Annotated in this window: 19 protein-coding genes; 13 read left to right on the top strand and 6 right to left on the bottom strand. The window is 72.7% G+C overall.

The genetic code is table 11. The features are described 5' to 3' along the window. Nucleotides 1-83: 83 nt before the first annotated feature. Both ACWDLG_RS29545 and ACWDLG_RS29540 read left to right on the top strand, forming a co-directional pair. Entirely contained in the window at nucleotides 84-488 is a 405-nt protein-coding gene (locus tag ACWDLG_RS29545) for a hypothetical protein (RefSeq protein ID WP_449926054.1), read from the top strand. Nucleotides 489-514: 26 nt separating this feature from the next. Then, nucleotides 515-1,876, top strand: coding sequence for an MFS transporter (locus ACWDLG_RS29540; RefSeq protein ID WP_449926051.1), 1,362 nt, complete (start codon nucleotides 515-517; stop codon nucleotides 1,874-1,876). A gap of 102 nt (nucleotides 1,877-1,978) precedes the next feature. On the opposite strand, the gene ACWDLG_RS29535 is transcribed toward ACWDLG_RS29540, so the two are convergent. Then, complete coding sequence (locus ACWDLG_RS29535; RefSeq protein ID WP_449926048.1) at nucleotides 1,979-3,352, bottom strand: hypothetical protein; 1,374 nt, start codon at nucleotides 3,350-3,352, stop codon at nucleotides 1,979-1,981. Between the two features lie 262 nt (nucleotides 3,353-3,614). Next, nucleotides 3,615-4,244, bottom strand: coding sequence for a TetR/AcrR family transcriptional regulator (locus ACWDLG_RS29530; RefSeq protein WP_449926045.1), 630 nt, complete (start codon nucleotides 4,242-4,244; stop codon nucleotides 3,615-3,617). Nucleotides 4,245-4,510: 266 nt separating this feature from the next. Here ACWDLG_RS29530 and ACWDLG_RS29525 point away from each other — a divergent pair, with 266 nt between their 5' ends. From ACWDLG_RS29525 to ACWDLG_RS29495, 7 genes are all read left to right on the top strand, one after another. After that, nucleotides 4,511-5,848 (top strand): extracellular solute-binding protein, encoded by a 1,338-nt coding sequence (locus ACWDLG_RS29525; protein WP_449926043.1) that lies wholly within the window; start codon nucleotides 4,511-4,513, stop codon nucleotides 5,846-5,848. Nucleotides 5,849-5,934: 86 nt separating this feature from the next. Then, nucleotides 5,935-6,891 carry a carbohydrate ABC transporter permease gene (locus tag ACWDLG_RS29520; protein WP_449926040.1) on the top strand — a complete coding sequence of 319 codons (957 nt, stop codon included), beginning with the start codon at nucleotides 5,935-5,937 and terminating at the stop codon, nucleotides 6,889-6,891. Next, entirely contained in the window at nucleotides 6,888-7,730 is an 843-nt protein-coding gene (locus ACWDLG_RS29515; protein ID WP_354912458.1) for a carbohydrate ABC transporter permease, read from the top strand. Before ACWDLG_RS29520 ends, ACWDLG_RS29515 begins: the two co-directional genes overlap by 4 nt. Further along, nucleotides 7,727-9,127 carry a GH1 family beta-glucosidase gene (locus ACWDLG_RS29510; protein ID WP_449926036.1) on the top strand — a complete coding sequence of 467 codons (1,401 nt, stop codon included), beginning with the start codon at nucleotides 7,727-7,729 and terminating at the stop codon, nucleotides 9,125-9,127. The genes ACWDLG_RS29515 and ACWDLG_RS29510 overlap by 4 nt, the downstream gene beginning before the upstream one ends. Then, the gene (locus ACWDLG_RS29505) at nucleotides 9,128-10,132 is read left to right on the top strand and encodes a LacI family DNA-binding transcriptional regulator (RefSeq protein ID WP_449926034.1); all 1,005 of its coding nucleotides are present in this window, start codon (nucleotides 9,128-9,130) and stop codon (nucleotides 10,130-10,132) included. Between the two features lie 48 nt (nucleotides 10,133-10,180). Further along, a complete protein-coding gene (locus ACWDLG_RS29500) occupies nucleotides 10,181-11,008 on the top strand; it encodes an aldose 1-epimerase family protein (RefSeq protein WP_449926031.1) in 828 nt (275 codons plus the stop codon). After that, a complete protein-coding gene (locus tag ACWDLG_RS29495; RefSeq protein WP_449926029.1) occupies nucleotides 10,987-11,985 on the top strand; it encodes a phosphotransferase in 999 nt (332 codons plus the stop codon). Before ACWDLG_RS29500 ends, ACWDLG_RS29495 begins: the two co-directional genes overlap by 22 nt. Here the strand turns inward: ACWDLG_RS29495 and ACWDLG_RS29490 are convergent. Further along, complete coding sequence (locus tag ACWDLG_RS29490) at nucleotides 11,982-14,246, bottom strand: M64 family metallopeptidase (RefSeq protein ID WP_449926026.1); 2,265 nt, start codon at nucleotides 14,244-14,246, stop codon at nucleotides 11,982-11,984. The genes ACWDLG_RS29495 and ACWDLG_RS29490 overlap by 4 nt on opposite strands. 59 nt (nucleotides 14,247-14,305) lie before the next feature. Here ACWDLG_RS29490 and ACWDLG_RS29485 point away from each other — a divergent pair, with 59 nt between their 5' ends. The 4 genes from ACWDLG_RS29485 to ACWDLG_RS29470 all read left to right on the top strand — a co-directional run bounded on the left by ACWDLG_RS29485 (nucleotide 14,306) and on the right by ACWDLG_RS29470 (nucleotide 18,959). Continuing rightward, on the top strand, nucleotides 14,306-15,268 hold the full coding sequence (locus tag ACWDLG_RS29485) for a LysR family transcriptional regulator (protein WP_449926023.1): 963 nt from the start codon (nucleotides 14,306-14,308) through the stop codon (nucleotides 15,266-15,268). 45 nt (nucleotides 15,269-15,313) lie between these two features. Continuing rightward, the gene (locus tag ACWDLG_RS29480) at nucleotides 15,314-16,480 is read left to right on the top strand and encodes an FAD-dependent oxidoreductase (RefSeq protein ID WP_449926021.1); all 1,167 of its coding nucleotides are present in this window, start codon (nucleotides 15,314-15,316) and stop codon (nucleotides 16,478-16,480) included. Nucleotides 16,481-16,618: 138 nt separating this feature from the next. Continuing rightward, the gene (locus ACWDLG_RS29475) at nucleotides 16,619-17,947 is read left to right on the top strand and encodes a class II 3-deoxy-7-phosphoheptulonate synthase (RefSeq protein WP_354912471.1); all 1,329 of its coding nucleotides are present in this window, start codon (nucleotides 16,619-16,621) and stop codon (nucleotides 17,945-17,947) included. 235 nt (nucleotides 17,948-18,182) lie between these two features. Next, complete coding sequence (locus tag ACWDLG_RS29470) at nucleotides 18,183-18,959, top strand: SAM-dependent methyltransferase (protein ID WP_449926016.1); 777 nt, start codon at nucleotides 18,183-18,185, stop codon at nucleotides 18,957-18,959. A 47-nt stretch (nucleotides 18,960-19,006) separates the two neighbouring features. On the opposite strand, the gene ACWDLG_RS29465 is transcribed toward ACWDLG_RS29470, so the two are convergent. Genes ACWDLG_RS29465 through ACWDLG_RS29455 form a run of 3 tightly spaced genes read right to left on the bottom strand, consistent with a single transcriptional unit; the run spans nucleotide 19,007 to nucleotide 25,346 of the window. Next, nucleotides 19,007-19,384 (bottom strand): thioredoxin family protein, encoded by a 378-nt coding sequence (locus tag ACWDLG_RS29465; RefSeq protein ID WP_449926013.1) that lies wholly within the window; start codon nucleotides 19,382-19,384, stop codon nucleotides 19,007-19,009. Nucleotides 19,385-19,443: 59 nt separating this feature from the next. After that, nucleotides 19,444-22,173, bottom strand: a complete 2,730-nt coding sequence (locus ACWDLG_RS29460) for an FtsX-like permease family protein (RefSeq protein WP_449926011.1) — start codon at nucleotides 22,171-22,173, stop codon at nucleotides 19,444-19,446. Beyond that, nucleotides 22,170-25,346 carry an FtsX-like permease family protein gene (locus tag ACWDLG_RS29455; protein ID WP_449926008.1) on the bottom strand — a complete coding sequence of 1,059 codons (3,177 nt, stop codon included), beginning with the start codon at nucleotides 25,344-25,346 and terminating at the stop codon, nucleotides 22,170-22,172. Before ACWDLG_RS29455 ends, ACWDLG_RS29460 begins: the two co-directional genes overlap by 4 nt. Nucleotides 25,347-25,400: the final 54 nt, after the last annotated feature.

Below are 25,400 nucleotides of genomic sequence, written 5' to 3'. Positions count from 1 at the left end.
AGCAGTACCCGTCAGGCTCCTACGACATACCGTCCAACGCTCCGACTTCGCACGGCCCGGGGTACCCGTCAGGCTCCTACGACATGCCGTCCAACGCTCCGACTTCGTACAGCCCGCGGGGGTCCTACGACATGCCGTCGAGCGCGCCGATCCCGTACGGCCAGCAGATCCCGGGACCTTTCGGCCACCCCGCCGTGCCGTACAGGCAGGGCCCGCCCGTCCCCCGGCCGCCGCGCAAGGAGCCGGCGATCTCGCTGCTGCTGTCGTTCCTCCTGCCGGGGGTGGGGTCGATCGTCAACGGCGACACCGGCAAGGGGGTCGGCATTCTCCTCGGGTCGTACATGACGATGTTCCTCGGGTTCATCCTGGCGTTCGTCGTCGTCGGCCTGCTGATCCTGCCGGTCTCCTTCGGCCTGTGGGTGTGGGGCCTGATCGACGCCTACCAGGGCGCCGTACGAGCCAACCAGCGCAACGGCTACGCGGGGTAGAGCGGCTCTTGTAACGTTTGCGAGCGATGAGACGTTACCTGGCCGCCGTGGTGGCCGCCCGGACCGGTGACGAGATGTCCGGGCCCGCGCTCCTGCTGCTGGGGCTGGCGGCCACAGGCTCTCCTTCGTTGGCGTCGTGGCTGCTGGCGGGGCTGACGGTCGCCGCCGCCGGGGGCGGCCCGGTGCTCGGCGCCGCGCTCGACCGAACCCGCAGGCCGGGACGGCTCCTCGCCGCCCTTCTGGCCGGGTACGCGGCAGGTCTGGTCATCATCCTCGCGCTGGTCGGCAGGGCGCCCGATCCGGTGGCGATCGGGGTGGCCGTGCTGGCAGGGCTGCTCGGCCCGGCCCTGTCCGGCGGTTGGACCGCGCAGCTTCCCCTCCTGGTCCCGCCCGACCGGCTGCCGCGCGCCAACGCCCTCGACTCCATCGCCTACAACCTCGCCGGGCTGGCGGGCCCGGCCCTCGCCGGGCTGGTCGCCGCCGCCGGGGGTGCCTGGTCCGCCGTCGTCGCCTCGGCCGCGCTGATCGCCGCCGCCCTGCCCGCCGCTTGGTTCCTGCCCGCCCGGCCCGCAGCCGCCGTACCGACACCCACGGCCTCGCCGCCACCGGAGGCCGGCACCGCCCCCGGGCCCGCACCCGCGCCCGCCGCCCTCGCACCTGCACCTGCACCTGCACCAGCCGCCACGGACCCACCCGAACCGCACCCGTCGCAGGCCGTCTCCCACTCCTCCCCGGCGGCGGGGGAGCCGCAGCCCGGCATGCGCCGCGAGCTGATCGACGGGTTCGCCGCTCTCGCGCGGAACGGAAGCCTCCGGCGCGCCACCCTGGCCTCGATGATCTCCTACGCGGGGCTCGCGATGCTGGTGGTCTCCGCCCCGCTGCTCGGCGCGGACCTGCTCGGCGATCCCGGGTACGGCGCGCTGCTGCTGTCCTTGCTGGCCGCCGCCGCGCTGGTGGCGAACGCGGTGCTCGCCAGGTTCCCCGCCACCCGTCCCGACACCGTCGTACCGGTGAGCGCCCTGGTCATCGGGGCGGGCCTGGCGCTGGCCGCCTTCGCGGGGACGTTCGCGTGGGCGGTCCTGGCCGTGGCGCTCGTGGGGGTGGGCGAGGGGCCGCAACTCACCGCCCTCTTCGCGGTACGGCACCGCGAGGCACCGTCCCGCCTGCGCACCCAGGTGTTCACCACCGGGGCCAGCCTGAAGATCACCTCGTTCGCGCTCGGTTCGGCGGCGGCGGGACCGCTGGCCGGCCACTCCCCCACGGCCGCGCTCCTGGTGGGCGCCGCCGTCCAGCTCACCGCCGCCGCGGCCTTCGTCCTCTCGTACCGCCCGGCCAGGCGGGTGGACGGCCCAGGCTCGCCGTCCGCTGTCGTGAGACAGTCGTCCTAGGGCACGACGCCCAGGTCACCGTACGCGCCGAGCAGCAGCGCACCGCGGCGGAGGGAAGCTCACCGTGACGCCGTCATCTCGTGGCGGGGCCAGGTCGCGGGGTCACGGCGTGGTCAGCGGGATGACCCTTCGGAACTTGCCGCCGGCCGACCGCTCGGGCGGCTCCTCAGCGCGTTCGAGCGTGACGTGGTCGGCCTTGTGCGCGGTCAGCAGCTGAGTGATCTCGTCGTGCACCGTCCGCCACACGTGATCCGGGTCGGCGCCGTCCGCGGATCTCAGGCGCACGCGCAGCGCGGTGGGCGCGGTCTGGACGAGCTGGAACTGCTGGATGCCGGGAACCCGGTCCAGCAGGGTGCCGAAGGCCATGGGAGAGATGCCGACGGGCTCGCCCCGTTCGGTGGGGAAGGCGAGCATCTCAGCCGCGCGGCCCCGCACCTGGACGGCGGGTAGCGGACTGCCGCACGGGCAGGCGTCGGGACGCAGCAGGACGTTGTCGCCCAGGTTGTAGCGCAGGATGGGCTGGACCTGATTGGCGAGGTTGCTCAACAGAACGGTCTGCGACGGCTGACCTGGCGGGACGGGCCGAAGGTCGGCGTCGACCGGCTCCAGCAGGGCCCAGTCGCTGTTGACGTGCAGCCAGTTGTGCGCGCAGCCGTACGCGAGGAAGCCGCACTCGGTGGCGGCGTAGGCGGAGCGGACCTGGGCGTGGAAGGCGCCGGCGATGCGGGCGCGGTTCTCCGCCGTCAGCGCCTCACCGCCGGCGATGACCATCCCTGGGTGGATGCGCAGGCGGCCGGCTTCCTGTTCTCTTGCCAGCAGTCCGAGCATGCTCGAGAAGCCGGTGAGGGAGCTCGGGTTGTACCGGTTGAGCTGCGCGGCCAGCTCGGGCAGCGGCTGGTGGATCGAGAACTCCCGCACCAGCCAGCTGAGCCGTGGGTGGTCCCGGCGGAACCGTGCCGCTCCGGCGACGGTGGCGAAGTGGCCGCCGGGCGCGGAGACGATCGCGGTACGGCCGGCGCCGCGCAGGAGGCGGATGACGTCGCCGATTCCCAGCCCGGTGCGGGCGCGCTGTCCGACGGCGTTGCCCACGGCCAGGCTCCGCTCGTCCTGGAGGAAGATGCCGCGCAGGCCGCTGGTGCCGGACGTGGTGGCCACGAGATAGCGCCCCTCGAACCGCTCGCCCACGAGCGTGGGGTCGGCCACGAACGCCTGGGCCTTCTCGAGGGTCACCGTGCGGTCGGTGACCCAGTCGTCGAAGCGGTCCATCAGCGTCTTCTTGTCGGTGACCGGGAGCAACGCCGGGTCGTCCACCTCCTCCGGCAGGTCCCGGTACACCTCGCGGAAGTAGGGTGAGTGAGCGCGAGCGTAGGCCACGATCTCGGCCAACCGGGCGCGTTGCCGCCGGGCGATGGCCGCGGGGCCTTCCCGCAGGGCACGGCGCGCGTCGCGGGTGAAGTGCCGCTGGTTTTCCGTCATGCCGGGCTGTTCCTTCCTCCGATGGGCGGACGCCGGCCCGCCTCAGGGCTGGGTCGCGCCCCCGTCGATGACTCGATCGATGGCTCGCCGAACGCGCCCGCGAGCACGCTCGTGACAGCACGCTCGCCACAGACGCTCGTGACAGCGGGCTCGCCGGACGCGCCCGCGAGCACGCTCGTGACAACGCGCTTGCCACAGACGCACCTGGCTGACAGCGGGCGTCGCCGGACGCGCTCGTCATGAGCGCGTGTGGCCGCGCGCGTCACGCACCGCCGGGGTCCGGCCGTACCGACAGCAGGCCGCGCATGGCGATGTCGAGGCCGTGCCGGGCGGCCTCCCACAGCTCGTCCTGCGACCGGCCGAGCTCGACGCTCGCCAGACTCGCCTGCTGGATGGCGCCGATCAGGGATCCGGTCATCGCCGCCGCGGTGATCGGATCCAACCGGCCGGGAAACGCCTTCAACAGCTCGCCGGCGATGCGCCGCTGCAGATCCACCATCAGGTACAGCCCCTTGGCCTGCAGCGCCGGCGTCGTCATCAGCAGGCGGGAGGCCGCCGACAGCTCCTCCGGTTCCTTGTGCGGCACGACGGGCCGGCGGAGGGCGGCGTACTCCTGGACCATCCTGGCCAGCAGTTCGCCGGGCCCCTCCTGCGGGCGCCGTTCCGCGAGCACCCCGAGCAGCAGGTCGGCGATGTGCTCCGTGTCGGCGAAGACCACCTCGTCCTTGCTGCGGAAGTAGTTGAAGAACGTCTTGGGGTCGACATCCGCCGCCACGGCGATCTGCGCCACCGTGGTCTGCTCGTACCCCTGCTCGGCGAACAACCTCATGGCCGCGGTGACGATCCGCTGCCTGGTCAGCCGCTTCTTGCGGTCGCGACGCGACTCCTCCATGGACCGAACATACACCCTCTAGAATTTTCCACAAACTGGAATTTTATGCCCGGCGCGATGGGAGCGCTCCCAAAGATCACTATGGACCTTTCGTTGCCGATCATCCGGTTTCACCAGGCCACATCCCCATGCCGGTAACGGTTCTGTTTCGTCGTATTGACGTTCCAGCCCCGCTCGGCCACCCTTCGTGGGAGCGCTCCCATAGATGCCTATCGCGGTTCCACCGGTCGGGGACGAGGCCGCGACCACCCGAGAAGGGGTCCAGAATGATGACCATCCAGCGCCGCGCCAGCCTGGCCGCCGCCCTGACCGCGACCGCCCTGGCGCTCGCCGCCTGCGGCTCGGGCGCGACCGACACCCCGGCCTCCGGCGCCCCCGCCGCCTCAGGAGCGGCCGCTCCCGTCACCGTCAGGGTCCAGGTGTTCGGCGGCGGCGAGAACTTCGGTTACAAGAACGCCGTCGCCGCGTGGAACGCCGAGCACAAGGACGTCCAGATCAAGCTGGAGGTCCTCACCGACCAGTTCGAGCAGGTCTACTGGCCGCAGATGATCCAGTGGCTGCAGGCAGGCAAGGGCGCGGGCGACGTCGTCGGCATCGACGAGGGCGGCATGGGCCTGGCCAAGGCGCACCCCGAGTGGTGGGCCGACCTGGGCGAGCAGGGCCTGTCGGGCCGCCAGGCCGACTACCCGGCGTGGAAGTGGCAGAACGGTGTCACCGCCGACGGCAAGGTGTTCGCTCTCGGCACCGACATCGGCGGCATGAGCATCTGCTACAACAGGACGCTGTTCGAGAAGGCGGGCCTGCCCACCGAGCGCGACAAGGTGAGCGCCCTGTGGCCGACATGGGACGACTTCCTCAAGGTCGGCCAGCGGTTCCAGGCCGAGGTGAAGGACGCCAGGTTCACCGACGGCACCAACACCCTCTACAACGTGGTGCTGGTCCAGGAGGCGGCCAAGAACGGCAACGTCTCCTACTTCGACACTTCCAACGCGCTCGTCGTCGACAAGAACCCCGCGGTGAAGTCCGCCTTCGAGTTCGCCCAGAAGATGACCGCCCTCGGCCTGACCGCCAAGCTGCGCAACTTCACCGAGGAGTGGGCGACCGGCACCAAGAAGAACGCCTTCGCCACCGTCGGCTGCCCGTCGTGGATGCTGGGCGTCGTCAGCGGCAACGCGGGCGAGCAGGCCAAGGGCCAGTGGGACGTCGCGGCCGTGCCGGGCGGTGGCGGCAACTGGGGCGGCTCGTGGCTGGCCGTACCGAAGCAGTCGGCGCATCCGAAGGAGGCGGCGCGGGTCGCCGACTACCTGACCAGCGCCAAGGTGCAGGCGAGCGTCTTCGCCGACTTCGGCAACATGCCGAGCAACATCAAGGCCCAGCAGGACCCGGCGGTGACCGGCGCCAGGAACGCCTTCTTCAGCGACGCCCCGATCGGCGACATCTTCGCCAAGTCGGCGGCCTCGTTGCAGCCGGTGTTCCTCGGGGTGAAGCACACGCAGGTGAAGAACGCCATCGAGTCGGTGGTGCAGGGCATGGACGACGGCTCGGTCGCCCGGGACAAGGCCTGGCAGCAGCTCGTGGACGACGCGGTGAAGGCCGCGGGCTGAGCCCCCCAGCACCCCCACAGCGCCGGCCCGCCGCCGCGCGATGTCGCCGGCGGGCCGGCCGCCCGTCCCCGACGCGAGAGGTCTCCATGAGCCTTCACCTGGAAAAGGCGCCCCTGGTGGTCGCCGCGCCACCGCCGCCGCGGGGCGGCCGGCGGTGGCGCTCGGTCCTGGACATCAGGGCCATGCCGTACGTCCTGATCTCCCCCTACTTCGTGCTCTTCGCGGTCTTCGGACTGTTCCCGCTGGCGTTCACGCTGTGGTACTCGCTCTACGACTACGACCTGGCGGGCACAACCGCGTGGGCGGGCCTGGGCAACTACGCCCAGCTGCTGGCCGACGAGGACTTCTGGAACGCGGTCGGCAACACCGTCGGGATCTTCCTGCTGGCCACGATCCCGCAGCTGCTGCTCGCGCTGCTGCTGGCCAACGCGCTCAACAAGCGGCTGCGGCTGCGGCTGGCGATCAGGATGAGCGTGCTGCTGCCGCTGGTCACCTCGGTGGTGGCGGTCGCCGTGGTGTTCACCCAGCTGTACGCCAGGGACTGGGGCCTGGTGAACTGGGCGCTGAGCTGGTTCGGCGTCGAGCCGGTCGACTGGCGCGCCGAGCGGCTGCCGTCCTGGCTGGCGATCGCCACCATGGTCGACTGGCGCTGGACCGGCTACAACGCGATCATCTTCCTGGCCGGCATGCAGACCATCCCGCGCGATCTGTACGAGGCGGCGGCGATCGACGGGGCCTCACGGCGCAGGCAGTTCTGGCAGATCACGCTGCCGATGCTGCGCCCGACGCTGATCTTCGTCGTGCTGAACTCGACGATCGGCGGTCTCACCCTGTTCGCCGAGCCCACCACCTTCTACAACGGAAACGTGGACGGCGGCTCGCAGGGGCAGTTCCAGACGGTGGCGATGTTCATCGTCAAGCAGGGCTTCAGGGAGTTCGACTACGGCTACGCCGCCGCGGCGGCCTGGCTGCTGTTCCTGCTCATCCTGCTCGGCGCCCTGGTCAACTTCCTGTTCGTCCGCCGTATCGGAGGGACCGGATGACCGGCTCGGCGACGATGTGGAAGGCCACCGTCATGACCAGGGTCATGCTGGCCGTGGCGATCACGCTGTCGGCCTTCCCGCTCTACTGGATGCTCGTCATCGCCTCGCGGACCAACGACGACGCCGTGGACGTCCCGCCGCCGTTCCTGCCCGGCGGCAACCTGGGCGAGAACATCGCGGCGGTGCTGGCCAACGAGGACGCCCACTTCCTGACGGGGTTGGCCAACTCCTTCGTCGTGGCCTCGGTCGTGACGGTGTCGGTGGTGCTGATCTCGACGCTGGCCGGCTTCTCCTTCTCGCGGCTGCGTTTCCGCGGCAGGCGGCTGCTGCTGCTGACGATCCTGCTGACGATGATGGTGCCGCTGCAGCAGATGGGCGTCGTGCCGCTCTACCGGCTCATGGTGGAGCTGGAGTGGACGGGCACGCTGACGGCGGTGATCCTGCCGTACCTGCTCAACGGCTTCGGCGTGTTCCTGATGACGCAGTACACCGAGCAGGCGGTGCCCCACGAGCTGGTCGAGGCGGCCAGGGTGGACGGCGCCTCGACGATGCGGATCTGGTGGAACGTCGTGCTGCCCGCCGTACGGCCGGGCATGGCCGTGCTCGGCATCAACACCTTCATGCTGCTGTGGAACGACTACATGTGGCCGATGATCGTGCTGACGCCGGACAACCCGACCGTGCAGATCGCCATCCAGGCGCTCAACGAGCGGTTCTCCACGAACTATGTGCTGATCTTCGCGGGGACCGCGCTGTCCGTCATCCCGCTCATCATCGTGTTCATCGCGTTCGGCCGGCAGATCGTCGGCGGCATCATGGAAGGTGCGGTCAAGGCGTGACAACCCGACAGGACCGGCTCGACGACCGGCTGCTGTTCCCCACCGGCTTCGCGTGGGGCGCGGCGACCTCGGCGTACCAGATCGAGGGGGCGGTCGGCGAGGACGGGCGCGGCCAGTCCATCTGGGACGTGTTCACCAGGAAGCCCGGCCGGGTGCTCGGCGGCGACGACGCCGACGTGGCCGTCGACCACTACCACCGCTACCGCGGCGACGTGGCGCTGATGGCGGAGCTGGGGCTGCGCGCCTACCGCTTCTCGGTCTCGTGGCCGCGGGTGCGGCCCGACGGGACGGGCCCGATCAACCAGCGGGGGCTCGACTTCTACCGGCGCCTGGTGGACGAGCTGCTCGGCCACGGGATCGACCCGTGGGTGACGCTCTACCACTGGGACCTGCCGCAGCCGCTGGAGGACAGGGGCGGCTGGCCGCAGCGGGACACCGCCTACCGTTTCGCCGAGTACGCCGCGGCCGTCCACGAGGCGCTGGGCGACCGGGTGCGCCACTGGGCGACGGTCAACGAGCCGTGGTGCGCGGCATTCCTCGGGTACGCCTCGGGCGAGCACGCGCCCGGACGGCGTGAGCCGGTGAGCGCGGTCCGGGCCGCGCACCACCTGAACCTGGCGCACGGCCTGGCGGCGCGGGTGCTCAGGACCGCGGGCAACAGGGTGGGCGGGTGCGTGAACCTGTACGCGGTCTCGCCCGCCACCGACAGCGCGGCCGACCTCGACGCGGCGCGCCGCGTCGACGGGCTGCAGAACAGGTTCTTCCTCGACGCGCTGCTGAAGGGCGGCTACCCGGCCGACGTGCTGGCGGACCTGGAGCCCGTCACCGACATGGCGTTCGTGGAGGACGGCGACGCGCGGACCGTCGCCGCCCCGATCGACATGCTGCTGGTCAACTACTACAGCCGCTTCACCGTCTCCGGCGCCCCCGGTGGTCCCGCCTCGGCCGCGGCGGCGCCGACCGCGGCGGCCTCCCCCTGGGTGGGCAGCGAGCACGTCTCGTTCGTCAGCGGGGGCCGGCCCGTCACGGCGATGGGCTGGGAGATCGACGACGGCGGCCTGAGGGAGGTCCTGGCGCGGGTGGCGGCCGACTACCCCCGCCTGCCGCTGGTCGTCTCGGAGAACGGCGCGGCCTTCGACGACGTGCTGTCGGGCGGCCGGGTCCGCGACGGCGACCGGGTCGCCTTCCTCGAGGCCCACCTGCGCGCCTGCAGGGCGGCGATCGACGAGGGGGTGCCGCTGGAGGGCTACTTCGCCTGGTCGCTGATGGACAACTTCGAGTGGGCCTGGGGGTACGGCAAGCGCTTCGGGCTCCTGCACGTCGACTTCGCCACCCAGCGCAGAACCCCCAAGGACAGCGCGCTGTGGTACGCCGAGACCATCCGGCACAATAGCTGAATGGCCATGAACCGACCGACGCTCGAAGCGGTCGCCGCGCGCGCCGGGGTCGGCAGGGGCACCGTGTCCCGCGTCGTCAACGGCTCACCGAAGGTGAGCACGAAGGCCAGGGACGCGGTGCTGAAGGCCATCGAGGAGCTCGGTTACGTACCCAACAGGGCGGCCAGGGCGCTGGTCACGCGGCGCACCGACACGGTGGCGCTGGTGGTGTCGGAGTCCGAGCAGCGGATCTTCGACGAGCCGTACTTCGCGGGCATCATCCGCGGCATCGGCTCGGCGCTGGCCGAGACGGGGCTGCAGCTCATCCTGGCGATGGCGCAGTCGCCGGAGGAGCACGAGCGCCTGGAGCACTACCTGACGGGGCAGCACGTCGACGGCGTGCTGCTGCTGTCGCTGCACGGCGAGGACCCGCTGCCGGGCAGGCTGGAGACGATGGGCGTGCCGACCGTCCTCGGCGGGCGGCCGGTCGGGCTGGACGCCTTCAGCTACGTCGACGTCGACAACAGGGCGGGGGCGCGGCAGGCGGTCAAGCACCTGCTGGCCGCCGGCCGGTCCAGGGTCGCCACGATCGCGGGCCCGCAGGACATGGGCGTGGGCGTCGACCGGCTCGCCGGCTACCGCGACGCCCTGCTGGCCTCGGGCATGGGCGAGCTGGTCGCCTTCGGCGACTTCTCCGAGGAGAGCGGCGAGCAGGCGATGCGCGAGCTGCTGGCCGCCCATCCCGGGCTCGACGCGGTGTTCGCCGCCTCCGACCTGATGGCGACGGGCGCGATGCGGGCGCTGAAGGCCGCGGGCCGCTCGATCCCCGGCGACGTGGCCGTGGTCGGGTTCGAGGACTCCAAGGTGGCGCTGCACACCGACCCGCCGCTGACCACCGTTCACCAGCCGACGGAGCTGATGGGCCGGCAGATGGCGCACCTGCTGGTGGCCAGGATCAACGGTGAGGAACTGCGCCAGCCCGTGCTCATCCTCGACACCCATCTGGTGCTGCGCGGCAGCGCCTGAGCGCCGGACCGCTCCTCTGTATCCTTTGCCGGTCGAAAGGATCCCCCTGTGCCCATATTGTCCGGTGCCGGCTACACCGCCGAGATCAGCACCCTCGGCGCCGCCGTTCGCGGCCTGCGTCTCGGCGCGCGCGAGTTGCTCACCAGCTGGCCCGAAGGCGGGCCCGTCCCCTACTACGCGGGCACGCTGCTGGCGCCGTGGCCCAACAGGGTGGGCGACGCCACCTACACGTTCGCGGGCACCCGCTACGAGCTTCCGGTGAACGAGCCCGAGCGCGGCCACGCGCTGCACGGCCTGGTCCACGCGGCCGAGTGGCGGGTGACGGAGCAGGGGCCGTCGTCGGTACGGCTGGCGTACACGCTCGAGCCCTCGCCCGGCTATCCCTTCACCCTGTCCTTCGAGGTCGTCCACGCGCTCGGCGACGACGGCCTGACGACGACGGTCACCTGCGAGAACACCGGCGAGCGCGCCGCGCCCTACGGCTGCGGCCCGCACCCGTGGCTGCTCGGCGAGCGGCTGCGGGTGCCCGCCGCGAAGGTGCTGCTGGCCGACGAGCGGCTGCTCCCCCGCTCGCTGGAGGACGTGGCCGGCACGCCGTACGACTTCAGGCAGGCTCGCGACCTCGGCGGCACCCGCGTCGACCACACCTTCACCGGGCTGTCGGCGGGTGAGGTCCTGGTCGATGACATCAGGGTGAGCTGGGACCCGGCGGTGCTGCCGTGGGTGCAGGTCTGCACCGGCAGGCACCTCGACTACGTCGGCGTGGCGGTCGAGCCGATGACCTGCCCGCCCGACGCGTTCGGCTCCGGCAGCGACCTCGTCGTGCTGGAGCCGGGCGGCCGGCACGAGGCCGCGTGGACGATCGGGGTCCGCTGATGGAGAGCAGGACCAAGCGCAGGTTGACCGCGCGGGAGCTGTCCCTGCTCGCCCATCGGGCGGTCGGCGCGCATGTGAGCGAGGCGGTGGAGCTGGCCGACGGCTTCGCCAACGCGGTGTGGCGGCTGCGGCTCGACGACGGCCGCCACGTCGTGCTGAAGCTGTCGCCGTCGCCCGAGCTGGAGCAGCTCACCTACGAGCGCGACCTGCTGCGCATGGAGGCGGCCGCCTACCCGCTGGCGGCGTCGGCGGGCGTGCCGGTGGCGGCGCTGCTGAAGGCGGGTTTCGACGATCCGGTGCTCGGCGGCGACTACCTGGTGCTGTCCGCGCTCGACGGCACGCCGTGGAACCAGGTGGCCCTCGACGGGCAGGCCACCGCCGCGCTCCGTCACGAGCTGGGTGGTCACCTGGCGCGGCTCAACTCCGTCACGGGCGAGGTGTTCGGCTACCCGCACAGCGGGCTGACCGGCTCGACGTGGCGCGAGGCGTACCTGCGGATGGCCGGGGCGCTGCTGGACGACGCGCTGCGCTATCCGGCCACCCCGCTCCCCCGTCCGGTCGCCGAGCTGCGGGCGCTGCTGGAGGGCGCGTCGGACGTGCTCGACGAGGTGGCCACGCCGCACCTGGTGCACTTCGACGTGTGGACCGGCAACGTCTTCCTCGACCTGTCCGGGCGGCCGCGCATCCAGGCGATCATCGACCACGAGCGCGCCTTCTGGGGCGACCCGCTGGCCGAGCTCATCACGCCGACGCTCTTCGGCGAGATCGACGAGGACGATCCGCTGCTGGCCGGCTACCGCGCGGTGCGCCCGCTGGAGCTGTCGGCGGGGGCGCACCGGCGGCTCGACCTCTATCGCGCCTACCTCTACCTGATCCTGCTGGTGGAGAACGGCCCCCGGCAGTACCCGGAGGCCGACTACGCTCCCTTGCGCGACCTGGCGACGGCCTCGCTGATCAGGGTCCTCGACCGGCTCTAGTGCCGGTGGCCCTCCTCGCCGTGCTCGGGCTCGGTGGAGTTGGCCACCGCCTCGTAGCCCTGGCCGGTCCCGGCGGTCAGCGCCTTCGCCCTGGCCGCCTGCTCGGCGAACCGGCAGGTGGAGGCGCCGGTGACGGTGTTGGGCGCGCCGAGGTCGTCGGGCCCGGCAGCCGCGCAGGTCAGCGCGCCCCTGACGGTGGTGCCCGCCATGATCGCGCCGGTGGTGCCGTTCAGGACGGCGGCGCCGCGGATGGTGGCGCCCACGACGGTGAGCGCGCCGCCCGTGACGGTGAGCGCACCGGCGACCTCGCCGTCCAGGACGTGGACCTCGGCGGCGTTCGAGGCGGTGAGGGCGCCGTCGACCGTGCCGCCCCTCATCACCAGCGAGGCGCCCTGCCGTACGGTCACCGGGCCGGTGACGTCGGCGCCGGTGAGGCAGGTCACGCCCTCGCGCACGGTCAGGGGTCCCCTGTGGGTGCCGGTGAGGGTGGTCGTGCAGGCGGGCGGCGGGGCGATCGTGGTCACGGTGAACGCGCGCTCCCGGCCGTGGTTGCCTGCGGCGTCGATCGAGCGGTACTCGATCGTGTGGCGGCCGCGGGGCAGCCTGCCGTACACGAGGTGGTCGATGGTGGTGCCGGTCTCGGTGAAGGTCCACGGCAGCTCGGAGGAGGTCGGCCAGCCGAAGTAGTTGAACCAGCCGTCGCCGTCCACGCGCGACTCCGAGACGATGTGGCCGCCGTTGTCGTCGGCGCCGGTCAGCTTCATGGAGAAGGGTCCGTTGAAGATGTAGGTGTCCTTGTCCGGCTTCAGCAGCGGCTGCGACAGCTCGTAGCCGGTGGTGGGGGCGACGGCGTCGACCTTCCAGGTGAGGGTCTGGCCGCCCAGGGTGGCGGTGAGCGTGTGGGTGCCCGTGGTCAGGCCCTTGAGCGCCACCTCCGTGCCGGTGGCGACCTGCCTGCCGTCCAGTGCCCAGGTCACGGCCGGGACGGCGGTCGCGGGATGGGTGGTCTCGACGCGGACGACGTCGCCGCCGCCGACGGGCCGGTCGGTGGGGGTGGAGGAGACGATGGCGGGCGTGACGCCGTCGGGCGGGGTGGTGATCGCGGTGTCGACCGTCCAGGTACGGGTGCCGGTCATGGCGGCGCGGATCGCCGGGTCCCTGACGAAGTCAGTCGGGTCGGTGACGGTGGCCTTCACGGTGTGCGTGCCGGGGGTGAGGCCGAGCGTGCGCAGGTCGAGGCTGTCGACGTCGCCCGGCAGGTCCTTGCCGTCGACGTTCCACGTGGTGACCAGGCCGTGGCTGACGGGGTGCATCGGCTCGACCCACAGCACCCGGTCGGCGCCGACGGGGGCGGCCGTCGGGGTGGAGTCCTGGACCAGGTCGGTCTTGGCGGTGATGCGCCGGACCATGACCTCGCGGCTGACCTGGTCGAAGTAGTAGCCGAGGGTCTTCATCATGGAGTGCCTGCTGGGCCGCCACACGCCCGTGGTCGCGTACAGGCCGCCCTCGTAGCGGCCGATCGGGCCGCCGGACTCGCTGTCGTCGCCCAGCCAGCGCCACCACTTGCGCTGCTGGTCCTTCATCTGCTGCTCGGTGAGCAGGGTGTGGTGGGCGCTGCCCGGCTCGCCGCCGGTGTAGGCGCCGCCGGGGACGCCGCGCTGGTAGTAGTCGTACTCGTCCTGCAGGCCGCCCAGCGAGTGGCCCAGCTCGTGCGGGCTGATCAGCGCGGACATCGCGTTGCTGCCGGAGGCGGTGGCGTAGGAGCCGCCCGCGCCGCCGTAGGTGCCGCTGTTGGCCAGCGCCATGATCTGCCGGTTGGTGGAGGTGGTGCCGGTGACCAGGTCGGCGTAGCGGGTGGCGGCGGCGTTGTTCATCGTGATGAGGCGTTGCACGCTCGCGGGGTTGCAGCCGCCCCAGAAGCCCATGCTCAGCGGCGTGTTCTTCCTCGGGGAGGACAGGTCGGGGTCGCAGCTGACGCCCGACTCGCCCGAGACGATGTCCACGCGGTAGACGTTGATGTAGGTCCGGTAGGACTTGAACGGTTCGATGGACCACATCACGTTGAGGTGCCGGTCGACGTCGGTCCTGAAGGCCGCCTGCTCGCTCGCGGTGTAGCCGTCACCCATGATGATCAGGTTGAACCGCTTGGCGGGCGGGCCCGTCACCTGGACCGGCGTGACCGTGGCGCTGCCTGGCTCGGCAAGGGCAGGAAGCGGGACCAGCCACACGAGAGCCAGCACCGCTGCAACGAATATCCGCATGCCCCGAAATATCAGCCCACACCGGGGTCACCGGGACATCCCATATCTGGATAACTCCAGTGTTATGGTCCGGAAATGCAGTTGGAGCTGAGGCATCTGAGGGTGCTGCGGGCCATCGCCGACCAGGGCAGCGTCACCAGGCCGCGGCGTCGCTCGGGGTCTCGCAGCCGGCGCTGACCGCCCAGCTGCGCCGCATCGAGCAGGCGCTCGGCGGCCCGGTCTTCGAACGCGACCACACCGGCGTCTCGCTGACCGCCTTCGGGGAGTTCGTGCTGGCCAGGGCACGCTCCGTCATCGCCGGCATGGACGACCTGCTGCAGGCGCGCCCGCCCGCGCATCCGGTGGTGCGCGTCGGCAGCTTCGAGAACCCGATCGTCGTCACCCTGCTGGAGAGCCTGTCGAGGACGCTGCCGGACTCGCGCATCACGCTGCAGACCGAGCACTTCGTCAGGGTGCTGGTGGACATGGTGGCCAACGACCGGCTGGACGTGGCGCTCGTGGCCGACTACCCGGGGCACGCGCTGCGGGCGCACGCCTCGCTGGGGCTCGGCGTGGTCGCGGTCGAACCGGTCTTCGTCGCGCTGTCGTCGGGCCATCCTCTGGCCGGCCGTACCGAGGTGGACCTGGCGGAGCTGGCGGGCGAGCAGTGGGTGCTGCCGCCCTCGGACGGGATGGGCTGGCCCGAGCACCTGCTGGAGGCGTGCACGGCGGCGGGGTTCTCGCCGCGGGCGCGCTACCAGATGGTCGAGGCGGGGGTGCGGCGGGAGCTGGTCGGCGCGGGACACGCGGTCTCGGCCTGCCAGGCGCTCTACGACGCCGGGCCCGCGGTGACCGTGCTGCCGCTGAGGGGCAATCCGCTGTGGATGCGGCACGTGCTGCTGTGGCGCAGCGCGGGTCCCGTCGCCGCGCAGTCGGCGAGCGTGCTGGCAGCGGCCGTGGCGGCGCATCGTGCCGTGGCCGCGCGCGGCGTGCCGTACCGGGCGTGGACCGCCCGGTACGGCACGCCGCCCGACTTCGCCTGACCTGCCACTCTTGCGCCCGGACAGATTTCAACGCATGCTGAATTCATGCGCTGTGTGATAGCAGGCGGCGGCCCCGCGGGCGCGATGCTCGCCCTGCTGCTCGCCCGAGCCGGCGTCGAGGTGACGCTGCTGGAGAAACACGCCGACTTCCTGCGCGACTTCCGGGGGGACACCATCCACCCGTCGACGCTGCGGGTGCTGGACGAGATCGGCCTGGCCGAGGCCTTCCACCGGATACCGCACCGCAAGGCGTACGGGCTGACGCTGGTGACCGACACGGGAGCCAGTCGGCTGGCCGACCTGCGCGGGCTGCGCGGGGGCTACGACTACATCGCCTTCGTCCCGCAGTGGGACTTCCTCAACCTCCTCACCGCCGAGGCCGCGAAGTACCCCTCGTTCCGGCTGCTCATGAACGCCGAGGCGAACGGCCTGATCCGCGATGGCGGCACGGTCCGCGGCCTGCGCTACCACGACAAGGACGGCGAGCACGAGCTGCGCGCCGACCTGACGGTGGCCGCCGACGGGCGCGGCTCGACCCTGCGTGTGGCGGCCGGGCTGGCGCCGGTGGAGATGGGCGCGCCCATGGACGTCGTCTGGTTCAGGATGCCGCGCGAGGACGGCGACCCGGGTGAGACGTTCCTGCGCGTCTCGACGGGCCGGCTCCTGGTCGCGATCAACAGGGAGACCTACTGGCAGCTCGGCTACGTCATCCCCAAGGGAGGGGCCGAGCGGCTGCGCGCCGCGGGCATCGAGGAGCTGCGCCACCACGTCGGCCGGCTGCTGCCGTTCCTGGCCGATCGGGTTCCGCTGCTGGGAAGCTTCGACGACGTCAGCGTGCTCACCGTCGCGCTGAACCGGCTGCGCCGGTGGTACCGGCCGGGCTTCCTGTGCATCGGCGACGCGGCGCACGCGATGTCGCCGGTGTTCGGCGTGGGGATCAACCTGGCGGTGCAGGACGCGGTCGCCACGGCCAACCTCGTCCTGAAGCACGGCCCGTCCGCGGTGGCCGCGGTGCAGCGGCGCCGCATGTTCCCGACCGTGGTGACGCAGTTCGCCCAGCGGGTGGCGCAGAAGCGGCTCATCGCGCCCGCGCTGGAGGGATCGCTGCGGCTGACCCGGGTGCCCGAGCTGGCGCGGATCCCGGTGATCAACAGGTTGACCAGGACCTTCATCGGCAACGGCGTCCGTCCCGAACATGTGGCCTCCAGGTGACATGACACGCCGCACGCGCGCAGGTCCCTTCCGGCGGGCGTTCGCGGCGTCGGCCACGGGGAACCGGCGTCGCCGCGTTCTCACAACGTGGACGCCGAGCTCGGCGTGCGGGGGGCAGGTGGAATACCCTCATATGCCGTGAGCAACCTTGACGCCTGGCGCACTCTGACCGCGGCCCAGCAGCCCGACTGGCCCGACCGCAGCGAGCTCGAGAAGGTGGTCGCCGAGCTCGGCGGACTGCCTCCGCTCGTCTTCGCCGGCGAGTGCGACCAGCTGAAGGCCCAGCTGGCGGCCGTCGCCAGGGGCGAGGCGTTCGTCCTGCAGGGCGGCGACTGCGCCGAGACCTTCGCCGGGGCGACCGCCGACAACGTGCGCAACAAGCTCAAGACGCTGCTCCAGATGGCGATCGTGCTCACCTACGCCGCCAAGGTCCCCGTGGTCAAGATCGGCCGCCTGGCCGGGCAGTTCGCCAAGCCCCGCTCCAAGGGCACCGAGACCCGCGACGGCGTGGAGCTGCCCGCCTACCGCGGCGACATGGTCAACGGGTTCGAGTTCACCGCCGAGTCGCGCGAGCCCGACCCGTGGCGGCTGCTGCGCGCCTACCACTCCTCCGCCGTCACGCTCAACCTGGCCCGCGCCTTCACCAAGGGCGGTTACGCCGACCTGCGCCAGGTCCACGCCTGGAACCAGGACTTCGTGGCCGAGTCGCCCGCGGGGCGCCGCTACGAGCAGCTGGCCCGCGAGATCGACCAGGCGCTGGCGTTCATGCGGGCCTGCGGGGCCGACCCCGAGGAGTTCCACACGGTGGAGTTCTACTCCTCGCACGAGGCGCTCATCCTCGACTACGACAGGGCGCTCACCCGGGTCGACTCGCGCACCGGCCTGCCGTACGACGTGTCGGCGCACATGGTCTGGATCGGCGAGCGCACCCGCCAGCTCGACGGGGCGCACGTGGAGTTCTTCTCCCGCATCCGCAACCCCATCGGGGTGAAGCTGGGGCCGACGACGACGCCCGAGGAGGCGCTCGCGCTCATCGACAAGCTCAACCCGAAGAACGAGGCGGGCCGGCTGACGTTCATCACCCGGATGGGCGCCTCCAAGATCCGTGAGCACCTGCCGCTGCTGGTGGAGAAGGTGAACGCGTCGGGCGCGCAGGTGGCGTGGCTCTGCGACCCGATGCACGGCAACACCTTCGAGGCCCCGAGCGGTCACAAGACGCGGCGGCTCGACGACGTGCTGGACGAGGTGGCCGGTTTCTTCGAGGTGCACCGGGCGCTGGGCACCCACCCGGGCGGCATCCACATCGAGTTCACCGGCGACGACGTCACCGAGTGCGTGGGCGGCGGGCAGGAGATCGTCGAGGACGATCTGGCCCTGCGGTACGAGACGGCGTGCGACCCCCGCCTCAACCGGAGCCAGTCGCTGGACCTGGCCTTCCGTGTGGCGGAGCTGTACCGGTCGGTCTGACCCGCCTCAGCGCGCGACGCCCGCCTCCTTCCGGGGGCGGGCGTTCGGCGTCTCGCGGGTCCGTCCGGTGGGACCTCCGGGGCCTTCGTGTCGCTCGCGGTTCTGACCGCGCCGGCTCTCCTGACCACCCTCGCGGGAGCGCCGGGGCGGCCCGGCAAGTGGCGGGTACGGCGGACGTGAAACCGAATCGTCTTCTATGATCGCCTGGAAATCATCGGATATCTCGGGAGACATCGTGGATGGTCAGCCGGCGCCTGAGGGAGTGGACCCCAACGTCCCCAACGTCGCGCGGATGTACGACTACTACCTCGGCGGCAAGAACAACTTCGCCGCCGACCGGGCGGCCGCCGACCAGATCCTCCAGCTGTTCCCCGACACCAGGCAGTCGGCCAGGGAGAACCGCGCCTTCCTCGGCCGGGCCGTCCGCCATCTGGTCGCCCAGGGCGTCGACCAGATCGTCGACCTCGGCTCGGGCCTGCCCACCCAGGGCAACACCCACGAGAGCGCGCCCGGCGCGACGGTCGTCTACGTCGACTACGACCCCGTCGTGTGCGCGCACGGCAGGGCGCTGCTGGCCGACGGCGCGAACGTGACCATGCTCCACGGGGACGTGCGGGAGCCGGACAAGCTGCTCGTCGAGCTCGGCGAGCTGATCGACTTCACCCGCCCGGTGGCCTTCCTCATGCTCGCCGTCCTGCACTTCCTGCCCGACGCCGAGGCCCACCCTCTCGTCGGCGCCCTGCGCGAGGCCAGTGTGCCGGGCAGTCACCTGGTCATCAGCCACGCCATCGACGCCAAGCCGGACACCACGCCCGAGGCGCTGGAGGTCTACAAGCGGGCCACCGCCGCGCTCAACCTGCGGACCAGGGAGCAGATCGAGCGCTTCTTCGACGGCTACGAGCTGGTCGAGCCCGGCCTGGTCTTCCCCACCGACTGGCGCCCCGAGCACCCGCCGCTGGTCGGCGACAGCGCCGGATCGGTCGGCTACGCGGGCGTCGGCGTGCTGCGCTGACACGGCGGAGCCCCCTGCTCGGGCAGGGGGCTCAGGGGCGTCCGGCGTCAGTTCTGCTCGGGAGCGGCGCCCATCTCCTGCGCCAGCTCGGCCCTGATGGCGTCCATGTCAAGCGCCTTGACCTGCCCGATGAGGTCTTCGAGGGCCGGCGCGGGAAGGGCGCCCGGCTGGGCGAAGACGACGATGCCATCACGGATCGCCATGATCGTCGGGATGGAGGTGATCTCGAACCCCTCCGACAGCCCCGGCTGCGCCTCGGTGTCGATCTTGCCGAACGTCACGTCGGCGTGCCGCTCCGAGGCCTGCTCGAAGATCGGCCCGAAGGTACGGCACGGCCCGCACCACGCCGCCCAGAAGTCGAGCAGCACGATCCCCTTGTCGGCGATGTCGTTGAAGTTCTGGTCGGTTACTTCGATGGTCGCCACAAGTGGCTCCTCATATCGTCGTCATGCTTGCATCCGTTAGAACCTCAAGCATTACACGCTCATTCCCCCACCCGCAGCGCCACACCGACGCGGCGCCGGCCCGACACCGCGACGTGCGCGACGGCCCCGAGCAGCGCGACGGCGGTGATCCCTGCGCCCAGCAGCAGCGGGGTCGTCCAGGTGCCGGCGTGGCCCACGGGCAGGCCGCCGGCGTATCCGCTCAGGTCCACGCCCGCGCCGAACAGGGCCGGGAAGGCGGTGCCGAGCAGGATCCCCGCCGGCGCGGCCGTCACCACGAGGGGGGCGACCTCGCCGAGCGTCACCGCCCGCGCCTGCCCGGCGGACATCCCCATCGTGGACAGGTAGGACAGGCCGCGCCGCCGTTCGGCGCCGCCCGACACGACGGTGACCCAGACGGCCAGCAGCGAGTAGAGGGCCAGCACGAGGGCCGACAGCCGGAAGGCCAGGGTGATCGTCCTGGTGAGCGGGGTCGACACGATCGCGGCCAGGTCGGCCTCGCGGGTGCCGGCCACCGCCCAGGCGCCGAGCGCCTTCTCCAGCGCGGCGGCCCGGATCCCCTCGCCGAAGACGAACAGCTGGTTGGGGCGCAGCGCCGCCTTCGCCTCCGGCAGCACCGAGGTGGGCAGCACGAGCAGCTCACCGGCGGGATCCACGCCGGGGAAGCGCTCGAGGAAGCCGACGTGGTCGACGACGACGGGCGCGGTGTCGTCGCCCGACAGCACGACAGGTCTGGCGCGTGCCGTGCCCAGGCCCCTGGTGACCAGGACGGGCGCGCCGGTGCCCGCCTTGGAGCCGGCGGCGCGGTCGGCGGCGGCGACGGGCGCCGACACGGCGGGCGGGGCCGCGCCGAGGCGCCGGGCGTAGGCGGCGGTGTCCATGCGCAGGTAGGTGAAGGCGAGCGTGCCGCCGGACAGGCGCCCCGCGCGCAGCTCGACGGGGATGACCTCACGCACGCCCGGCAGCCTGCGCACCTGCTCGACCTGCCGGGGCGTGATGGTGCCGTCGCCGACCGACACCTTGGCGTCGGCGCCGGTCCGCTGCCAGGCCGCGGCGCTCTGCCCCGCGGCCAGCGCGTCCAGGGTGAGCGCGCCGTAGACCGACATGGTGAGCGCGGGCACCAGGATCAGCGCGGGCAGCGTGGCGGCGGTCCTGGACCGGGCGGCCGCGGCGACCGCCAGGAACAGCACCGCGCGCCTGCTCCTGGCGGCGGCCATGGACAGCAGGCGCAGCAGGAACGGGTAACCCCACAGCAGGACGAGCGCGCAGGCGACCGCGACCGTGGTGGGCGCGGCCACCAGGAGCGGGTCGCCGCCCGCGCCTGGCCGGGCGGCCGTCACGCCCCGGCTGATCGCCAGGTAGCCGGCCGCCGCGGCCAGGACGACGACGAGGGCGTCGACGACGAGCCTGCGCGGCGTGAACGGCCTGGCGACGAGGTCGGCGCGGTGCTCGGCGAGCGGGCCGCGGTGGGCCAGCAGCAGGCGGCCGGTGCCGTACAGGACGGCGGCCAGCGCCAGCAGCGGCGCCGGCAGCAGGGACATCGCGCTGTCCAGGCCCGGCACCAGCCGCGACAGCCCGAAGCCGAGGAGCGCGCCGGGGACGACGGCCAGCAGGATCACCGTCGCGCCGATGGCCGTGAACTGGGCCGCCGAGGCGGCCCTGGCCCTGGCGGCCACCAGGCCGGCGGCGACGCGGTCGAGCAGCAGGCCGAGCACCAGCGCCACCACCCCGAAGGCGACCGCGAACAGCCCCACGAGCTGCAGCCCCATGAGGGTCTGGGTGGTACCGAGCTTGCCGAGGAACTCGTCGGTCACCTGGGGCAACCGGCTGTTCACCCGGTACGGCATGACCGGCGTCGACATGCGGCGGGCGGCCGCCGTGAAGGCGTCGAGGCCGGGCCTGATCAGCGGAGCGCCCTCGATGGTGAAGGCCGCCGGCCGCGCCGGGAACGCCCAGCGGTAGTTCATCCGCTCCCTGACCTGGCTGAGCACCGCGACCACCTGCCGGTCGGCCAGGCCCGTGACAACGAAGGAGGCCGCGTTGGCGCCGGGGTTGGGGATGTAGACGCGGCCCATCGAGGGGAACGCCGACCAGAACGGGTCGGCCGGGTCGATCGGCTCGTACAGCCCGGTGACCTCGATGAGGACCTCTCCCGCCGAGACGATCAGGGAGCCGACGTCGAGGCCCATCAGCTCGGTGACGTCCTTGGGCAGGCCGACCTCGACGGTGGTGACCCGGGGCCGGTCCAGCATGACGGCCACGGCCGGGTCCTGGCGCGGGTTGGGCATCGAGCCGGCGGTCAGCGGGTTGGGCCCGGTGGCCACCTTCGACGGGGGGACGCCCTTGACGTAGCGGACCCGCTGGGCGGCGCCGCTGTTCCACGCCAGGTCGACGAAGTTGTCGGCGCGTGGCTCGTGCCCGGCGTGGCCGGCGAGCCTGAGCCGGTTGGTGCTCACGCCGTAGGTGACCTCGCCGACGAGCGAGGCGAGCGCGGGCGGCATGGCCTTGCGGAGGGCGTCCGTACGCGCGGCCAGCGCCGCCGCGTCGGCGGGCCGTCCGCCGAGCGCGACCGACTGCGCGTCGACGCCGATCTCCAGCAGCTCGGGTCTGGTCTGGCCGACGGCCTGGTGCAGCGAGCGCTCGTAGGAGGCCTCGAACACCCTGGGCAGCGCGCCGCCCAGCAGCGTCATGCTGAGCACCAGCGCGCCGAGCAGCGCGGCGATCCCCCGGTGCAGCAGCGCCAGGCGCGCCGCCAGCCCGATGACGGTCATGCGTCCTCCCCGACGTGCCGGGCCCGCACCCGGCCACGGCGGCGCAGCGAGCCGGCGAGCGCGGCCACGATCGCGAACAGCGCCGCTGCGATGACCGCGAGCAGGAGCGCGGTGGCCGCCCACGGGATGTCCAGCCGTACCGGCGGGGTCACCGCCGTGACCTGCCCGGACAGCACCAGGTGCGGCACCACGACGGCCGCCGTGCCGCCGGCCAGCAGGGTGCCGCCCGCCAGGCCGAGCCCGATCAGGAACGTCTGCTCGACGGCCAGCAGCCCGAGCACCTGGCGGAAGCTGACCCCGAGCGCGTGCAGCAGTCCGAGCTCGGCCGCGCGTTCGCGGGCGGCGACGGCCGCGCTGACCGCGAAGCCGAGCCCCGCGAAGATCACCGCGGCGCCGAAACCGATCAGCAGGGCCCCCTGCAGGCCGCCCGCCAGCGGATCGTCGCGCAACTCGGCGAAGACCGCCTGCCTGTCGACGACGTGGGAGCTCCAGCCGGGGTGGGCGGCCAACGCCGCGACGGCGGCGCTGGGATCGCCGTCGCGGGTCGCCGCCCACCACTCGGTGACCCTGGGCGGGGCGGTGACGGTGAGCAGGTTCCTGTCGGCGAGCGTGGGCAGGTCCACGAGGACTCCCGCCTGGCCGACGGTCATGCCGGGCAGGCTGTCGACGACGGCCACCACGACGAGCCCCGAGGTGGTGGCGTCGAACGGCAGGAACAGCCGCATGCCGGGCGCCAGCTTCTCCTCGGCCGCCAGCTCGTCGGTGACGACGACGGGCAGCGGCTGGGGCAGCGTGGCCCTGCCGCCGACGGTGGCGCCGAAGACCCGCTCCGGCGGCAGGTCACGCGGTACGGCCAGCACCACCGCCCTGCCGCGTTCCGGCACGGCGTCGAGCCCGAACAGCGTCCCCTGCTCGGCGCGGACCGGCTTGGCGCTCCCCTCGCCGACGCCGCCGCCCTGGACCCGGCCGACCTGCTCGAACCCGGACCAGACCAGGTCGCCGGGCAGCCGGACGTCGGCCTGGCCCGCGCGGAGGGCGGCGACCACGACGGGGGCGGGCGTCCGGCCGAAGGCGAATCCGCGCAGGGCCAGCGGGTAGGCGATCCTGCCCGAGCGGCCCGCGAGCGCGGCCAGGTCGGCCACCAGCGTCCGCTCGCCGCCCGTTCCTCCGTCGGCCAGCTCCAGCCGCCAGCGGACGCCGTCGGCGTCACTGACCAGGATCTCGGCCTCCAGCGGGGCGGGCGCCTCGGTGCGGACGAGCACGGACAGCTCGGCCGGCGTGCCGGGGATCGGCACCGAACCGAGCGCGGGCCGCCCGGCCCTGAGCGCCTTGGCGATGTCGGTCAGCGAGGTGGCCGACAGGTCCGCGCGCAGGTTCATGACGCGGTCGAGCCGGTCGGCGTCGAGCGCGAGCAGCTCGGCCGAGCCTGAGCCGATCGCCACCGAGTCGCGGACGGCCGGGCTGACGGCGCGCACGCCGGGCAGCGCGGCGTACAGCCTGCCCGCGCCGGGCCCGCCCACCTCGCCCTGCCCTGCGGCCGGGGAGATCCGCAGGTCGGCGCCCACCCGGTGGGCGGCCTGGTCGCGTTGCGACGACTCCCACGTGGTCGTGGTGATGATCGACAGCACCCCGATGGCCACGGCCATGGTCAGCAGCAGGGCGGGGCCGGCGTAGCGCAGGGGGCGGCGGCTGACCTGCCAGGCGCCGAGCGCGGGGGCCAGCGTGGCGCGCCGCGCGGTGAACGCCGCGACGAGCCTGGAGGTCCACGGCACCAGGCGCATGCCGAGCATGCCGCCGCTCAGCAGCGCCAGCGCGGGCCCGGTGACGAGCATCGGGTCGATCCCGAGCGCGCCCTGAGCCGTGGCGGTGACGGGCGAGCCGTACCTGGTCAGCTGCCAGACGGCCAGGCCCGCCACCACGAGCAGGGCGACGTCGCCGCCCGCCCTGGCCAGCACGCCCCTGCGCTCGCCGCGCCCGCGCGCCGCCTGCTCCTCGACGTAGGAACGGCGGGCGCTGCGCACCGCCGCGGCCGCCAGCAGCGCCGCTCCGGCCAGCGCCGCGGCCGCCGCGATCGCGAACGTGCCGGGTCCGGGCGCCGCCGGCACCCGGACGGCGCCCGCCTGGGCCCACAGCAGTCCGCTGACGCCGTTGAGCACGTGGGGCGCGGCGAAGGGGGCGACCACCACGCTCGGCAGCGCGATGAGCAGCGCCTCGGTCAGGCTCAGCGCCATCAGCCCGCCCATGCCCGCGCCGCGGGCGCGCAGCAGCGCCACCTCCATGCGGCGGCGCTCGGCCAGCATCCTGGCGGTGAGCATCAGCGAGTACCCCGCCAGGATCAGCAGCTGCAGCACCGGCACCAGCATCGTCGACTGGCCGACCAGGGCGCTGCGGTCGAGCTGGGCGAGGTAGCCCGACAGTTCCTCGCGCACCGTGCAGTCGGCGCACGCGGGCCTGGCCTTGAGCCGGTCGGGCAGCCGCGCGGCCGCCGCCGCGAGCGGGCCCAGGTCGGCGGTGGAGACCCCGGTCAGGTCGGGCGTGACGTGCCAGTAGCCGAGCACCTGGTCGGCGAACCGGTCCAGGAACGTCGTCCGGGGGACCATGAGGGCCTCGCCGAGGCGGGGATACGGCTCGCCCCGTACGGTGAACACGCCGGTGACCAGTACCTTCAGCGGCGGGTCCGTCTCGCGGCGCCGTAGCGTCAGCTCCTGGCCCGCCTCGACGCCCAGCCGCTGTGCCGTCTCCCGGGAGAGCGTCGCCCGCAGCGGCTCACCCGGTGCGGGCCACGCGCCGTCCACCAGCGTGGCGACGCTCTCGAGGTCGGAGCGGGTGCCGAACGCCAGCCGCTCGCCGTCCTCCCGCTCGTACGGGCCGGAGGTGATGGACGAGACCACTTGCGGGGCGAACCGGGGGAAGGACTCCGCCGCCTGGGCGCGCACGGCGGCGTCGGCCTGGGGGAAGCTCGCGCGCCTGATCCACTGGGTGACCTCCGCCGAGGTGCCGGCCCGGTCGGCCCTTGTCACGCTCCATCTGACGCCGACGTCGACCACCGCGGAGATGGAGATCGACAGCGCCACCAGCGTCGTCGTGGCCAGCAGGATGGCCGCGAACGCCGTCAGTGGGAGCAGGGGCTCGCTGACCGCACGCTTGAGCACCCATGCCGTCCGGCCGCGCATCCGGCTTCCCCCTCGCATCCGTTCGGGAGAACATTCGCGGGACGAAACTCACAT

Source organism: Nonomuraea sp. NPDC003727 (genome assembly GCF_053586935.1).
This window is presented reverse-complemented; position numbering and strand designations above follow the sequence as displayed.